Raw genomic sequence first — 16598 nt, forward strand, 5'->3', positions numbered from 1 at the left:
TTATGTAAAATTGGTTGTTGACTAGTTGGGATTACTAACTAGTCTATCATATATTCCAAGCAAAACTTGCGGATGATGTCATCAGCATCATCCGTTACTATTCTGAATAGAATTGCTATTACAATAAATAGCATCCTTACGAAGTGTCCATACGAGCCCTCCTAATTTATGTTTATAATTGGTGCGTCTATGCCGCCAAGCCAGTCTTTTGACACCAGCTTTGATAGTTTACTTTTCTCCTAGCACAACCAGTGTACGTCGATCCTTAACTTCAACCAATTTGAATTTAAGACCACTTATTTCTAGGGATTTCAGTACTGATGCCAAATTCTTTTGACGATCAATCATTCCAAAAATTGGAGCATTCGGTACTGTTGACTCATATTTCACATCAATATCATACCATCTCGCCAGTTGAGCTAGCGCAACTTGAGTGGGAAGACGGTCGAAATAGAAAAACCCTTCCTTCCATGCTACAAATTGCTCTACATCGACGTCGCGTATGTTCGTATTATTTCTTGATACCACAGCCTGTTGCCCTGGCGATAATAATACCTTATTGTTATTAGTGACGATATTCACACTTCCTTCTACCAAGGTGGTTTTAGTTTCTTCCTCATCTTCATAATCAGAAACATTAAAACCAGTACCCAATACTTCGACTAATTGTCGTTTGGTCTTCACTAAGAATGGGGTAAATGATGCACGCTTGTCTTTCATTTTGGATTGTAGTTGTTTTACCTCAAAATAGGCTTCTCCTTCGAGTTCAACGATGCGCTGCTGATCATCGAACTTCACAGGATACTTAAGACTAGATGCAGCATTAAGCCAAACTTTTGAGCCATCAGGTAAGGTGATTTGATACGTACCTCCTTTTGGAGTCGTCAATGTAGCGTGAGATACAGGTTGGCTTACCGATTTCTCCTTAAGCAAACTACTCCCGTCGCGATATGTAATTCCACGATCGCTCACTACGATCCCGTGCTGACTTTCATCTAATGTTACGTCTTGGCCGCCATCAAAAGAAAGCGTAGCTCTATTGCTTCCGGGCAACACCTGCTGAGCATCAACGATTTGCTGCTTCGCCATGCTATCCATTGCCATCTTTCTTTCTTGTATCTGCCATCTCCAAAATACAACCCCAAGAAACAGGACTGTCGCTGCCGCAGCATAAGGAAGCATGCGATTAATACGCAGCACAGGTTTACCGCTATTCCCAAAAAGATTTCGCTTTATTCGCTTAGAAGCTTTGACGAGTTCTTTGGACGTGCGCAACGCTTCGCTTTGATCCATATGCCGATTCAAAGCGGCCTCCACAAAGCGCATTTCCTCCTGCGTAGCATTCCCATCCAAGTATTTTTCGATTAACTCCTGCGAAGGTTTATTTTTCATGGTTATTGAGAAGGCTTTTGTGTGCCCCCTTTTATATAGTACACATGTACTGGCTATTTATCCCGAATTATTTTATTTTTATTTGCTAAGAAAGCAAAATCGCTAACGCTACGGACAAGCCCAAACGCAACCGGATATTAACAACTGCCTGGCTAAGAAGGTTTTTCACCGTTTTATCAGAGACTTGCAACGCATCGGCTATCGCCTCGTTGCTGTAGTTTTCAAAGTGTGTCATCAGAAAAACCTTACCCATCTTGCCGGGAAGGGATCGAGCAATATTTTCCAATCTGCTGATCAGCTCTTTGTCTAAGAGCTTTTGATCCGCTCCATCGTACCCTTGAGTAAGATAATGTAAGAGTTCTTTCTTAAATGCAGTACGATTGTTCTTCGATCTTTCCTGATTCAGAAATCCATTTCGTACACTCACCTTCAAGTAATTGAAAAGGCTTCTGGAAGGATCAAATCGTTCACGATTTTCCCATACTCGAACAAAAATCTCTTGAATAAGGTCTTCACTCTCCTGCGTATCGCGTGTCAGTCTATCAGCGTAACTCAGCAAAAAATGATTATAGCGATTAAAAATTTCCTTGAAAGCCTTTCTATCCCCATTAGTTAACAACGGAATTAACTCGCCTTCAAGCAAGGTTTCATAACTGGTAGACTTCATAGGTGCTGAAATACTAATTTTAACTAAGCTATAAAAATTGAGCGAACTTTTATAAAATAGAAAATTCAGAAATGGGAAAGATAATTCTAGCTATGATTATTTCATTCTAAAATTCGATCAAGTACAGAAATGTCAAAACATGGTAATTAAATCCAGAAAATTAATACATTTACCGCGTTATTTACATCGCTGTCTCATGGACAATAAATCGCATTTAAACCGGCTTAGTGCCGCGGGCTTACTGATCAGTATAGGGATCATTTTTGGAGATATTGGTACATCTCCATTATACGTTTTCAAAGCGATTTTCCATCAGGAGATCATTGAAGAGAGCCTGATTTTAGGAAGTCTATCCTGTATATTCTGGACACTCACGCTGCAAACCACCATCAAATACGTCATTATCACGCTACGTGCTGACAATAATGGCGAGGGTGGTATCTTATCGCTATATTCTTTGGTTCGGCGAAAAAGCAAATGGCTGATTATTCCGGCCATCATAGGTGCTTCGACGTTGTTGGCCGATGGCATGATTACGCCAGCAATTACTATTTCGTCGGCGGTAGAAGGACTTTCGATGATGAATGCCACTATACCAACCGTGCCGATTGTGGTCTTGATCATTTCCTTCTTATTCGTCATCCAGCGCTTTGGCACTTCGGTCGTCGGCCGCGTTTTTGGTCCGATTATGCTAATTTGGTTTGTGGTGATCGGAATATTAGGTATACTACATATCGATCAAGCGCCTTATGTGTTGAAAGCATTTAATCCTTGGTACGCCGTACAAACCATTGTACAACACCCACATTCGCTATTTATTATAGGCGCTATATTCTTATGTACTACTGGAGCCGAAGCGTTATATTCGGATATGGGGCATTGTGGCAAGTCGAACATTCGGATCAGCTGGATTTTTGTAAAAAGCATGCTTTTGTTGAATTACCTTGGACAAGGTGCTTGGCTGCTCACACACCAAGGTGCACGTTTGGGCGATCTCAATCCATTCTTTGGCATTATGCCAGAATGGTTTGTCGTACCCGGAATCGTGATCGCTACCATTGCCGCGATTGTAGCTAGTCAAGCCATGATTTCGGGCGCTTATACATTGATATCGGAAGCAGTACGATTGAATATTTGGCCAAAAGTATCTATTCGCTATCCAAGCGATCATAAGGGACAATTGTATGTACCGTCCATCAACCTGATCTTGTACCTTGGTTGCATTTTGATTATCGCCGTATTTCGTAAATCGAGCAATATGGAGGCGGCATATGGTTTGGCGATCAATATGACCTTCATTACCACCACAGCATTGATGTGTTATTATATGGTACGTAAGCGCGTACCAAAAATCTGGATTGCGATGTTTGCTGTAGTTTATTTTGTCATTGAACTGGCTTTCCTAGCGGGGAATTTGGTGAAATTTACGCATGGCGGTTGGCTGACGCTGGTTTTGGCATCGGCGATATTCTTTGTGATGTACGCCTGGTACATGGCGCGCAAAATCAAGAATGCTTATATCCGCTTCGTGGATATTCGGAAATATTATGGTATTCTATCCGATTTAAGTTCGGATACGAGCATACAGCCATTCGCCTCTCAACTGGTCTATCTTACGAGTGCGAATAACATGCATGACATTGAAGACAAGATCGTGTACTCCATCATCAACAAGAAACCAAAACGCGCTGATGTATATTGGTTTGTACACGTAGACGTGATGGATACGCCGCACGCACGCGATTATACGGTCAAACAATTAATACTCGGAAAATTGGTACGTGTCGATTTTAAGTTAGGATTTCGTGAGGAACAAAAGATCAGTTTGCTATTTCGAAAAGTCGTAGAAGACATGGTATCCAAAGGCGAAATCGATATCACCAGCCGCTATGATACGTTGAAAAAACATCAGATAGCTGGAGATTTCAACTTTGTGGTACTGGAAAAAGTATTTTCGAAGTCGTCTAGCCTTTCTTGGGGCAACAGAATCATCATGGAAATGTATAAAGTGCTGCGCACCTTTAGCCTGAGCGAAGAGAAAAGCTTTGGCTTGGATAGTAGCTTCGTTACTTTGGAGCGCGTGCCGCTCAATATTCCAGATACGAATGACGTAAAGCTGAATCGCTTAAACTAAAAAACAAAAGAGGATTAAGCCTCTTTTGTTTTAATTCTTTCTTGTACTTTATCCCTTTCGTAAGTCGTCATGTGACGTTCTTTCTTCGTCGGATAAATATCATCGATTGTAATCAGAATACCGGTCTCTTCTACCTCGCCAAATTCATCATTTAGCGCCGTCCCAAATGTCATCATACTTGGAGACACATTCATGTATGTATTGATAAGCGGCGGTATGTTTTCGCCCAAGGCGCGCACTTTTGCATTTAGCAGCTTGTATCCTTCTTTATACGGCAATCCGTCGAATATACCTTGGAATTCTGAAATATCCGTTTTATAACCTAAGAATAAGGATTCTACGGGCTTCGCCAGCTGTTCTTTATCTGGAAAATAACATGCCATAAAGTACATCAAGAGATCACGTGCCACCGCATTATAATGCGGGTACATAGTTACCTTACCAAAAAGATACTTGATCTCTGGATTGATAATTACCACTGCCCCCAAACCATCCCACAGATTGTCTAAAGAATAAATCCCTTTACGGTTTTCGCTGGACGGTTGATATTTGGGTTGCACCCAAGATCTGCCCAATTCTATGGTGTAAGGCAAGTATTCACGCACAAATTTTTCAGAAATATCGAAATAATGTGCTGTAGACAAATGAATATTGCCTTCCCGATCAATGGCTTTATCACAGCGAATCACACGATATCCCGCCGTGATCTCCTCATCTTCTGGACTCCAAGCAATCAATTGATCATAATTGTGCTCGCACGTATCATTCTCGTCAATATCTAATGGTAGTCCAGTACCACCGCCTGCTCCGCGAAAGGTCAGCTCTCGCAATCTTCCAATTTCTTGCATGATATGCGGTGCTGTGTGGTAATTCACGAGATATACCTCATTGTTACCATTATTCGTATGACGCAGAAAGGACTCTGGTGTCAGTTCAGCTTTTATTAACGCTCTATCTACTGGTGCAATAATGTCTTGCATACTTTACTATTCTTCTCTATCTATTTGGCCTTTGCCATGTCATACACTAATGTACGCAAGTCTTCAGCCCATGCACGTTCATTTTTGGAAGCATCAAAGTCGGTATATGGTATACGCTTCCCAATCACAATCTTTACCCGCTTGTTTTTCTGTGAAAACATCTCGTCGGGCAAATACAGCATTTCAATATTGGCTTTGATACCCAACTGCTGTCTTAATCGTGCCAGATTATAAAAAAAGTTGGAATTCTTTCCATCAATATATACTGGCACAATATCTTTTTTATACTTTTTAGCTTTGGAGATGAAGCTTTTCTTCCATTCCAAATCCTGAATTTTCCCGTCTATTTTGCGCGAGACCAGCCCAGCTGGAAACACCAATAATGCTTGATCGGAAGCGTATGCATTCTCAATCGCCGCGATGCCACTTTTACTTTGGCCACCGAGCTTGTTGACCGGAATAAATAAGGGTTCTAGATTTCGTACATTCAATAGAATATCGTTCACCAAGAATTTAACATCTTTGCGGTATCGCCCAATGGCCTGCATAAAAGCCACTCCATCCAAACCGCCTAACGGATGATTGGAAGCAAATATAACACTATCTGTCAGTGGAATGTGCTCCACACCCTCCAGAACAACCTCTACGCCAAGTTCATTTAGCAGTGAATCCACGAAATCCAATCCATAGTCATTCTTATATTCGCGCATGATATAATTGATATCATCCTCGTGTATCACACGCTGTAAATAACTAATGAGAGGTTTGGGAATCCACTTGGCTAGTGTTGGGTTTTTTTTATGAATAACGCTCCGTATCTCTATAAACTTTTCTTGCTCTACTGATTTCATAAAGTGCTAAATACCCTACTCCTTTGTTGTAAAAATACATAATTTATGACATCAATGAATAACTTTGAAAAAAAAAGTGTAGTCACAACGCTCTCGATTAGGCTTGATCCCCTGAATGTTATTAACTTAGCATAAGTCAAGAAACTATACAACGAAAATGTGACGTATTAAACGTTGGCGCTAAACATAGTCTAACTGAATAAGAACGAACAAGGAACAGCATGTATATAGGCGAAATTATTTCTAAGTTTTATGCAGAAGTCAATCCGCAAGATACGGTAGATCATGTATTGCATCGCATCAATGAATTTCACTTTCACCAACTACCGATTGTACAGGATGGTGAGTTTATTGGCTTAGTTCGCGAAGAGGATCTGCTGGCCGAAGAGGACGAATCTAAAGCCATTGCCGACATCAGACGCACCTCACCACTGGTGTATGTGTATGATTACCAACATATTTTTGATGGTTTGCAGATTATGGCGATACACGATCACGATATTTTGCCCGTACTTACCAAGGATCACAAATATTTAGGCATTATTTCCCAGAAGGATATTTTGATGGCGCTGAACCACACCTTGGCAAATAACGAAGCGGGTGCTGTGATTGTACTGGAGATGGATAGTCGTGATTACACGCTATCGCAGGTTTCGCATATCATCGAGTCGGAGAATACTCGTATTCTGAGTATTTCATCGCGCCAATTACCTGATTCGGATCGTATAGAAATGACCATTAAGGTTAATAAAAATAATATTGCAGCAATTGTGGCTTCGCTATGGCGTTTTGACTATGTTGTGAAAGCTACCTTCAATGATGGCAGTGACAAGAATGATATTCAGGATCGCTACAATCTTTTGATGAACTACCTAGAATTATAATGAACAATTATTGCGACATTTGCCCGCTTTAACTACTTGCTCACATGAAAACTACCATAGCCATCTATGGACGCGAATTCAACCCTTCCGTCAACTCGTACGTAGAAGAATTATTTCGTTTTCTGGCCGCACGTGATATCGACGTGTATATCTACGATCCATTTTTTGCTTTTCTAAAGGATGAATTATATTGTCCGCCACATTTCAAAACCTTCAACAGCCTTAAAGATGTTCCTAAGCCTATTGATTTTATGCTAGGGTTGGGCGGTGATGGCACAATGCTCTCTGCCGTATCACTAATTCGCGATTCGGGCATCCCAATCGTTGGGATCAATTTTGGTCGCCTTGGCTTTTTGGCAAATATCGGCAAAAATGACATCGAACAGGCGCTAGAAGAAATATTGAATGGCGAGTACACCATTCAGTCCAGATGTGTGCTTTCAGTTTCCAGTACGGGAGATGACTTATTCGGAGACGAAAACTTTGCCCTCAACGACATCACCGTATTTAAGTACGATACATCGGCCATGATTACGGTACATGCCAATTTGGATCAGCAACTATTGAATGATTATTGGGCGGATGGATTAATCATCGCTACGCCAACGGGTTCTACTGCGTATTCTTTGAGCTGTGGCGGACCAATTATTATGCCTGGCAGTGGCAATTTTGTAATTACACCCGTATCTCCCCACAATTTAAATGTAAGACCAATCGTGATCTCAGCCGAATCGGAGTTGGAACTAAAGATCGACAGTCGTACCGAAAAATACATCTTGAGCTGTGACTCCCGGAGCAAAACTTTACCGAGTACCACAACTTTACGAATCAGAAAAGCAAATTTTGAAGTGAACCTTATTCGCTTGAAAAAGGATCAATACTTCAGTATTCTGCGCGAGAAACTCCTTTGGGGATTAGACGTACGCAATTACTAAGCATACAATACGCTATATCACACTATTAATCTAACGATGTACGTATTGCCGCTATTACATTAGCCGGAGGTACTTCATTGAAAAAAAGCTATCTTTACGCCCAATATAATATAGAAGGCACGTAGGTTCCAGAAGTATTTTCACGATTAAATCATGGATTTCAAAAACAAAATAAATAAGGATACTTTACCTAAGCATATTGCAATCATTATGGATGGCAATGGCCGCTGGGCAAGAGAGAAAGGAGAAGACCGTGTTTTTGGCCATCAGAATGGTGTTAATTCGGTTCGCGAAACGCTCGAAGGCTGTGTAGAAATTGGCGTTCCTTTTGTAACCTTATACGCTTTCTCTACCGAGAACTGGAATCGTCCGAAAGAAGAAGTGCAGGCTTTAATGGAAATCTTGGTGCATTCGCTCTCCACGGAAGTAGAAACCTTCAAAAAAAACCGGGTGAAGTTGCACGCAGTAGGTAATATTGACGATTTGCCCGCGCATTGCCAACGTACTTTGCAAGAAACCATTGACCAGACCGAAGATCACGCCGTATGCACTTTAACGCTAGCCTTGAGCTATGGCTCTCGTGCAGAGATTTTGCAAGCGACCAAAAAGATTGCGCAACGCGTGCAAAATGGTGAACTTGCTACAACAGATATTACCGAAGAATTGTTTTCCGAAAATTTATATACAACTGGGCTTCCAGATCCTGATTTGATGATACGTACGAGCGGTGAACAACGTATTAGCAATTTCATGTTGTGGCAAATGGCCTATACCGAATTCGCATTTTTACCGATTATGTGGCCCGAATTTACGCGCGAGAATCTGTATGAATGCATATATAACTACCAAAACCGAGAAAGAAGATTCGGTAAGATTAGTGAACAATTGTAAGATTTGTTTACTTTTGACCCTTTCCCTCGTTTTAACACTTCTTAAAGCTTGCGATCGGTCTTTTAACATAAATTAACAAGAGATTGGTGTACTTTAGCACCGACAATAATTAGTAGATGAAGCACATATTTGTTAAACTCGCCTTTATAATCTCCGCACTTTCCGTTTTTTATTCTGCCCAGGCTCAAACACCTGGAAATCGCCCTATTAATCTTAGCGATCCAGACGAACTTTCGTACTTGAATCAGAAAAATTTCATCATTGCCGGAGTTGATGTAAAAGGAGTAGAATACTTGGACAAAGATGTCCTAATCACCATTTCGAAATTGAACGTAGGCCAGTACATTGAGGTGCCGAGTGAGCAAACCGCAAATGTAATTAAAGACCTTATGGCGCAGAACCTTTTCGAAGAGGTTCAGCTCTATGCGACGAATATTCAAGGCGAAAATATCTTCCTCGAAATTCGCGTGGTGGAAAGACCTCGTTTGGCGGGAATTACTGTTGAGGGATTAAAGAAAAGCCAGGCAGAAGAAGTCCGTAAACGTCTCAATGCCGGTTCTGGCAAGATTGTAAACGAAAATTTGCTCCGTACCACACGTAATACGATCGAGAAGTATCTGCGCGAAAAATCGTACTTGTATCCAGATATCACGATCACCACAGCACCCGACTCCATCCAAGCCAACTACGAAACGGTAACAGCTAAGGTAGAAAAGAACAACAAAATCAAAGTCCGTGATGTCAACTTCACTGGCGCTGAAAATTTCACCAACCGCCAGTTGCGGAAGTTTTTGAAGGGCGTAAAACCACGTGCATGGTTTCGCATATTCGGACCAGGCCGGTTTAAAGAAGACAAATACCAAGAGGCCAAAGAAAACCTCATTGCAAAAATGCAGGATAAAGGTTACCGCGATGCGGAGATCTTGCGGGATAGTATATGGCGCTATAATAACAAACGTATAAATATTGATATCGACTTGTATGAAGGCCCACAATATTTCGTAGGAGATATCACTTGGACCGGAAACTCTAAATATCAAGATTCTATCTTAAACCTCATATTTGGCATTAAGAAGGGTGATGTGTATAGTGAGGAAAAGATCCATGCTAGACTGGAGGGACCTACACGTGCAAGCGATGATATTGCGGCTTTGTATCAGAATGACGGTTATCTCACGTTCTCAATCGAGCCCATCATCAAACGCATCTCTAAAGACACCATTGATCTGGAAATCCAGATGTTCGAAGGGAAGCAGTACACCATCAACAACGTGATCTTGAAGGGTAATGATGTCACGAATGATCGCGTCGTGTTACGCTCCATATTCCTCAAACCGGGGATGAAATATTCTAGAGAAGCCTTGGTGAGTAGTATTCGAGAGATTTCGCAGCTCGGTATGTTTGACGAACAAAAAATCACGCCAAACCCTGGTAAGAACTTGAACATGGAAGAAGGTACGACCGATCTAGAATTTACGGTGGTAGAAAAGGCTTCTGATCAGGTGGAGTTATCTGGTGGTTATGGTGCTGGACAAGTCATCGGTACCTTGGGGCTAAATTTCAACAACTTCTCGACGAGTAATTTCTTTAAGAAAGATTCGTGGAAGCCTCTTCCTCGTGGTGATGGACAGAAATTCAGTATCCGTGGACAAACTTCTGGTAGAAGATACCAGTCGTACAACTTCTCCTTCTCAGAGCCTTGGTTAGGTGGTAAGAAGCCTATTTACTTTGGTTTGAATGCATATGTATCCAACATGCGGGAAATGTTTTTCCAAGGATCGCAATGGGTAGAAAGAGAGAATGCGCCTTTCATCAACATGCATGGTGTAACAGCTACGTTGGGTAAGCGCTTGCAATGGCCAGACCGCTATTTCCAAATCAATAGCTCACTGTCCTTCCAGCGTTATGTATTGAATAACTATGCAGGATTATTCTTATTTGCCGATGGAGATTCTTACAACATCAACTTTACACAAGAGATTAGCCGCAATACGGTAGATGCGCCCATCTATCCTACTTCTGGTTCGAATATCAAGTTGAGCGTTCAATTGACGCCGCCATACTCGTTGTGGAATAATGTAGATTACGCTACAGCGCCAGCTAATGAAGTATACAAATTTGTCGAATACCACAAGTGGAAGTTTGACTCGCAATGGTATACGACCATTGCCGGTAAATTAGTATTGAAATCACAAGCGCAGTTTGGTTATCTGGGAATGTATGGTGGCGATGCGCCTATTTCACCATTCGAGCGTTTCGTATTGGGTGGTGATGGTATGCAAGGATTTGACTTCTTACAAGGTACAGAGATTATTGCTATGCGCGGTTACGCGAATGGTACTGTAATCCCAGAATCAACTGGAGGCGGAAGCGCACAAAATATTGCTGTACGTTCTGGTTCTCCTATCTATGCAAGATATCAGTTAGAGCTACGCCATCCGATCATGTTGAATGAGCAAGCTACCGTATTTGCCCTTGCCTTTGCAGAAGCGGGTAATACATGGAATAGTTTCCGCGAATTTAACCCATTCAAAGTACGCCGTACGATGGGTATTGGTGCGCGTATCTTCTTACCGATCTTTGGTATGTTGGGTATTGATTACGGACACGCATTCGATCCTATTCCAGGTATGCCAGAAAGTCGTTGGAGACAAAACTTTACCTTCAGTATCATCCAGAATATGGGTGGTTTCTAAGAACAACGATCAAGAAAAAAACAAAGAAGGTTATCTCTTACGAGATAACCTTCTTTGTTTTTTATACATGACGTACGAATGTAGCAGTGTATCCAACAGATACGTTTCATTTCTTGACTGTGTTGTCCGTTAAATTTAAGTTAAAAATGGACGACAGTACCTTTTAAGCATGATTATTTTTTGTTACTTTGCGACGTGACATGTTTAGTCAAAAATAATTGACACTTTTTGAAATTTCGATAATTTAAACTTTTTGAAGTTTCAATTGTCAGAAGAATTATAAACGGGAAAAAATTAAAGCATATATCGATGAAAAAGATTCTTATGATTACGGCAGTTCTGGTGCTAACACTTAGCGTAGGTTTTGCACAACAGAAACTAGCTTATGTAAATTCGGAATATGTTTTAAAACACATTCCAGAATACGCAGCTGCTCAAAAGCAATTAGATGATCTCTCAACTAAGTGGCAAGAAGAGGTAGATGGAAAATATGCCGAAATTGAGCGATTGTATAAAACGTATCAAAACGATCAAACACTATTGAACGATGACATGCGTAGACGTCGTGAAGACGAGATCGTAAACAAAGAACGTGAGGTCAAAGACTTACAACGCCAACGTTTTGGCTTCGAAGGTGAATTGTTTAAGCAACGTACACAGTTGATCCAACCAATTCAACAACGTTTGACCAAAGCGATCCAAGATATTGCGGCAGCAGAAAGTCTGGACTTGATCTTAGACAGGAGCACGGAGACCACATTTTTGTTCGCTAACCCTGCATTAGATAAAAGTAATGCTGTGATCACGAAGCTAGGCTTGAAGCCAGATCCTAAGCTAGCGAATTAAGATATTTTTAGTATAATTGCGCAAACTAATAAGATTAACATAACAAACAACAAACTTATCGCAGTATAAGATTTAAGATTAACATGAAAAGGATGAAAAATGTATGGAAAGGTGTAGCTGTAGCAGCGAGTTTGTTCGTAGCTACACAGGTGACTAATGCTCAACAAAAAATTGGACACATTAACTCGCAGGAGTTGATGCAAGCTACGCCAGAATTTAAAACTGCGCAAACTCAAATCCAAACCTTGAGAGAAACTAAAGAAAAAGAGTATCAAGGAATGTTGGAGTTGTACCAGAAAAAACAAACAGAAGCTAACGAAAAAGCAATGAACCGCAGCGAAGCGAACAAAACTACGCTAGACACGGAAATCCAAGGGCTTGTAGCAGAAATGCGTCAGATGGAAGAGCGCATTCAAGCAACTAACGGTCAGGCTCAGGAAGAATTGCAAAAGAAATACCAAGAGTTGATGAACCCAATCGAAACGAAAGTAATCAACGCGATCAATACAGTAGCTAAAGATAAAGGCTATGCTTATGTATTAGACTTAGCTAGCGGAAGCGTATTTTACTTCGATGGAGGTGACGATTTGACACCAGATGTAAAATCGAAGTTGGGCATCTAGTTCTCCACTTAAACTTTTAGAAAGCCGCTACAGTTGATGTAGCGGCTTTTTCTTTGTTATCTATCCCAGCAATTTTTATTTCTTCTAAATAGAATATTATGCACGCATAGTATTATAGTATTTAATATATTTGTGTTATACTGATTATAAAACGATGATAGCTCAACTCCTATTTGCGATATTGTTAGTTTTTGCGGGATGGTTATTCTACAAAAATGCTTCGAAGATATACCGTAACATTCGTTTAGGTCGATCGGTCAATCGATTCGATTCACCAGCAGAACGAGCAAAGACTATGTTATTGGTGGCTTTTGGTCAAAAGAAGATGTTCAAAAGACCGATCCCTGCCCTATTGCACCTTTTTGTATATCTTGGTTTCGTGATTATCAACCTAGAGATGCTTGAGATAGTGATCGATGGTGTTATCGGCACACACCGGATCTTTGCCTTCATGGGTAGCTTCTACAACTTTTTAATATATAGTTTTGAATGGCTGGCTTTTTCGGTTCTAACGGCATGTTTGATATTTTTGATACGCCGTAATATCTTGCGCGTAAAACGCTTGAATCAAAAAGAGCTTAACAACTGGCCAAGAACAGATGCTAACTTGATCTTGGCGGCCGAAATTCTTCTCATGGCTGCTTTTTTATTGATGAATGCGGCAGATTTTAAACTACAGGGTTTAGGAGCGGATCATTATATCGTGGCAGGAAGCTTTCCAGTAAGCCAATATCTTACGGGTATTTTGCCTTCGGACGTAGGTACACTAATTGTCTTAGAGCGTTTCTTTTGGTGGTTTCATATTTTAGGCGTATTGGCATTCTTAAACTATCTGCCCATCTCCAAGCATCTGCACATCTTGTTAGCATTCCCAAATACGTACTTCAGTAACTTAAAGCATAAAGGACAGTTTGATAATATGCCGAGTGTGACCGCGGAGGTAAAAGCGATGTTGGATCCATCCTTGCCACCACCGGACGGCGAAGTCTCTCGATTCGGCGTAAAAGATGTGCACGATCTAACTTGGAAAAATCTGCTCGATGCCTATACCTGCACCGAATGTGGCCGTTGCACGGCTTCGTGCCCGGCAAACATCACAGGCAAGCTGCTTTCACCACGAAAAATAATGATGGATACCCGCGATCGTCTGACTGTCGTTGGCAAAAATATAGATCTTAATAAAGGCGAGTTTGTAGACGACGGGCAATCGTTGATTGACACACATATAAGCCGCGAAGAGATCTGGGCTTGTACGACCTGCAATGCCTGCGTAGAAGCTTGTCCCGTTAATATTGATCCACTGCAGATCATCATGGGGTTGCGCCAATACGCCATCATGGAAGAATCAAAAGGGCCAGCTAGCATCAATAATATGTTGGGTAATTTGGAGAACAATGGTGCACCTTGGAAATATGCACAAGCTGACCGCGCCAACTGGACTAATTCATAAAACAGGAATTCATAGTAATCATAAAATACAGAAACAGCCTGATGGCTATTCCACTTTTAACGATACAGCATACATGGAAAATCAACTTCATATCCCTACCGCAGCAGAATTACTAGCTAAAGGCGAATCTCCGGACTTACTTTTTTGGGTAGGTTGCGCAGGTAGCTTTGACGAACGCGCGCAGCGCATCACGCGGGATATTTGCAAAATCTTACAACATGTAGGTATCAAATACGCTATACTGGGCACTGAAGAAAGCTGCACAGGCGATCCTGCGAAGCGTTCTGGCAATGAGTTTTTGTTTCAGATGCAAGCCATGATGAATATTCAAGTACTCGATGGCTACGAGATCAAGAAGATTGTGACTGCTTGTCCGCATTGTTTCAACACGATAAAGAACGAGTACCCAGAATTAGGTGGCCACTATGACGTCATCCATCATACCGAGTTGATCCAATCGCTCATCAATGAAGGAAAACTTAAACCTAACGACGGCCACGCTTTCAAAGGGAAAAGAATTACTTACCATGATCCTTGCTACCTCGGTAGAGCCAATGAGGTGTATGAAGCCCCAAGAAAGGTCTTAGAATCGTTGGATACCGATTTAGTGGAGTTGAAGCGCTGTCGCAGCAATGGACTGTGCTGTGGAGCTGGTGGGGCGCAGATGTTTAAAGAGCCCGAACCGGGTAACAAGGATATCAACCTAGAGCGCATCGAAGATGTGATAGAATCGAAAGCCGATGTGGTCGCGGCAGCTTGTCCATTTTGTATGACAATGCTACGCGACGGCGTCAAGATCAAAGAAAAAGAAGATAGCATTCAAGTCTTGGATATTGCAGAGATCACGGTCAAAGCCAATAATATTTAAGTCGACTAATTTTTGCAAAATCCGGTAAGGACGTCTTAATTATTATCGCGTTAAAAGACAAGCATTCGGTACTATATTAAAAATTTAGCTGTAGTTTTGTACGCTTTACTTACAAAAGCTAGCAGCTTCTATTAGTGGAAATTATGTGGCACCATGCAACCTCTTCTCACGGGCGAACACTTCGCCTCGTATTTCTTTTTATTATTTTTCTTTTCAATTTTCTCTCACAACCCTCTGCTTACGCACAAGAAAGAGATGACCGTGCGACACTGGGGAACTTCAAGGGAATCCAATTCATGAGTCCAGATAGTTTATTTTACACTAACTTCCGTTTTCGGATGCAAAATAGGCTACGGTATACCAACGTATTGGATGAGCAAAGCAATAATGAATGGGAAGCACGCGTGCGCAGGCTGCGATTGCGAATGGATGGCTACATTTACACACCCAAAATATCTTATAGCGTACAGCTCGCTTTCACGCGCGGAGATCAAGATTTCGATGATACTGGAGTACCTAATATTGTGCGTGACGCGGTGATGTTCTATAATTTTTCAGAAGATTTCTACGTTTCATTCGGACAAAATAAGTTACCCGGTAACCGGCAGAGGGTCAATTCGTCGGGTCAACTACAATTCGCAGAGCGTTCGCTGGTGAATGCCGCTTTCAATATCGATCGTGATTTTAACCTCACGATGCACCTCAACAAGCAGATTAACAACATGCCGATACATGCTAAATTTGCAGTATCCACAGGAGAAGGGCGTGTGGCTGTAACTACGGATGATGGCTTGGCGTATACCGGTCGAGTGGAGTTTTTGCCGTTGGGAGATTTCACCAACGACGGCGACTATTCTGAAGGTGATTTAGAACGTGAACCCACGCCCAAATTATCGCTTGCGGCAGGGTATAGCTACAACGATCGAACCACCAGATCTGGCGGACAAACGGGAAAGATTGTTGCTAACCCGATGACGCTAAAAACCGGTTATGCCGATATGATTTTCAAATACACAGGTTGGGCTTATATGGCCGAATACATGCGTCGCGATGTCGATGATCCGCTGAATTATTTAGAAAGTGATCCTCTACAAGCAGTGCACGCATACAAAGGTTGGGGTGTCAATCAGCAACTATCCTACTTGCTACAGGATGGTTATGAAATTGCCAGCCGCTACACCTATGTAAAGCCACATCGTGATATCCAAGCTGTAGAATTACAGACCGAAGTGATTGAACTAGGTCTAACCAAATACTTCAAGGCGCACCGATTAAAATTTCAGGCAAATGCCTCCTACCTGTTTCGCGATGGTGTGTTCAACAACAGCAATCGCAAAGGAACTTGGGGCGGTACATTTCAAGTAGAGCTTGGTATCTAAAC

Annotated in this window: 14 protein-coding genes; 10 read left to right on the forward strand and 4 right to left on the reverse strand. The window is 41.6% G+C overall.

What is annotated here, in order from left to right:
* Nucleotides 1-228: 228 nt before the first annotated feature.
* Nucleotides 229-1392, reverse strand: a complete 1164-nt coding sequence (locus AC3IRT_RS13335) for a FecR family protein (RefSeq protein WP_489393706.1) — start codon at nucleotides 1390-1392, stop codon at nucleotides 229-231.
* Nucleotides 1393-1477: 85 nt separating this feature from the next.
* Nucleotides 1478-2059 carry an RNA polymerase sigma factor gene (locus AC3IRT_RS13340; protein WP_489393707.1) on the reverse strand — a complete coding sequence of 194 codons (582 nt, stop codon included), beginning with the start codon at nucleotides 2057-2059 and terminating at the stop codon, nucleotides 1478-1480.
* 196 nt (nucleotides 2060-2255) lie between these two features.
* Here AC3IRT_RS13340 and AC3IRT_RS13345 point away from each other — a divergent pair, with 196 nt between their 5' ends.
* Nucleotides 2256-4193, forward strand: a complete 1938-nt coding sequence (locus AC3IRT_RS13345; RefSeq protein WP_489393708.1) for a KUP/HAK/KT family potassium transporter — start codon at nucleotides 2256-2258, stop codon at nucleotides 4191-4193.
* A gap of 14 nt (nucleotides 4194-4207) precedes the next feature.
* Here AC3IRT_RS13345 and glsB read toward each other — a convergent pair whose 3' ends face one another.
* Nucleotides 4208-5173: a glycine N(alpha)-acyltransferase GlsB gene (glsB, locus tag AC3IRT_RS13350; RefSeq protein WP_489393709.1), complete on the reverse strand. Its 966-nt coding sequence runs from the start codon at nucleotides 5171-5173 to the stop codon at nucleotides 4208-4210.
* A gap of 20 nt (nucleotides 5174-5193) precedes the next feature.
* Nucleotides 5194-6024 (reverse strand): lyso-glycine lipid O-acyltransferase GlsA, encoded by an 831-nt coding sequence (gene glsA / locus AC3IRT_RS13355; protein WP_489393710.1) that lies wholly within the window; start codon nucleotides 6022-6024, stop codon nucleotides 5194-5196.
* A 221-nt stretch (nucleotides 6025-6245) separates the two neighbouring features.
* On the opposite strand from glsA, the gene AC3IRT_RS13360 reads away from it, so the two are divergent.
* The 9 genes from AC3IRT_RS13360 to AC3IRT_RS13400 all read left to right on the forward strand — a co-directional run bounded on the left by AC3IRT_RS13360 (nucleotide 6246) and on the right by AC3IRT_RS13400 (nucleotide 16596).
* Nucleotides 6246-6908 (forward strand): CBS domain-containing protein, encoded by a 663-nt coding sequence (locus tag AC3IRT_RS13360; RefSeq protein WP_489393711.1) that lies wholly within the window; start codon nucleotides 6246-6248, stop codon nucleotides 6906-6908.
* Nucleotides 6909-6952: 44 nt separating this feature from the next.
* The gene (locus AC3IRT_RS13365) at nucleotides 6953-7843 is read left to right on the forward strand and encodes an NAD kinase (RefSeq protein ID WP_489393712.1); all 891 of its coding nucleotides are present in this window, start codon (nucleotides 6953-6955) and stop codon (nucleotides 7841-7843) included.
* A 153-nt stretch (nucleotides 7844-7996) separates the two neighbouring features.
* On the forward strand, nucleotides 7997-8734 hold the full coding sequence (gene uppS / locus AC3IRT_RS13370; protein WP_489393713.1) for an undecaprenyl pyrophosphate synthase: 738 nt from the start codon (nucleotides 7997-7999) through the stop codon (nucleotides 8732-8734).
* Nucleotides 8735-8850: 116 nt separating this feature from the next.
* Entirely contained in the window at nucleotides 8851-11430 is a 2580-nt protein-coding gene (locus AC3IRT_RS13375; protein ID WP_489393714.1) for a BamA/OMP85 family outer membrane protein, read from the forward strand.
* Between the two features lie 309 nt (nucleotides 11431-11739).
* Complete coding sequence (locus AC3IRT_RS13380; RefSeq protein ID WP_489393715.1) at nucleotides 11740-12276, forward strand: OmpH/Skp family outer membrane protein; 537 nt, start codon at nucleotides 11740-11742, stop codon at nucleotides 12274-12276.
* Nucleotides 12277-12368: 92 nt separating this feature from the next.
* Nucleotides 12369-12899: an OmpH/Skp family outer membrane protein gene (locus AC3IRT_RS13385; RefSeq protein WP_489393716.1), complete on the forward strand. Its 531-nt coding sequence runs from the start codon at nucleotides 12369-12371 to the stop codon at nucleotides 12897-12899.
* Between the two features lie 154 nt (nucleotides 12900-13053).
* A complete protein-coding gene (locus tag AC3IRT_RS13390; RefSeq protein ID WP_489393717.1) occupies nucleotides 13054-14349 on the forward strand; it encodes a 4Fe-4S dicluster domain-containing protein in 1296 nt (431 codons plus the stop codon).
* A gap of 73 nt (nucleotides 14350-14422) precedes the next feature.
* A complete protein-coding gene (locus AC3IRT_RS13395) occupies nucleotides 14423-15217 on the forward strand; it encodes a (Fe-S)-binding protein (RefSeq protein ID WP_489396133.1) in 795 nt (264 codons plus the stop codon).
* A 296-nt stretch (nucleotides 15218-15513) separates the two neighbouring features.
* Entirely contained in the window at nucleotides 15514-16596 is a 1083-nt protein-coding gene (locus tag AC3IRT_RS13400; RefSeq protein ID WP_489393718.1) for a porin, read from the forward strand.
* Nucleotides 16597-16598: the final 2 nt, after the last annotated feature.

This window comes from Sphingobacterium sp. KH_072 (genome assembly GCF_057837975.1).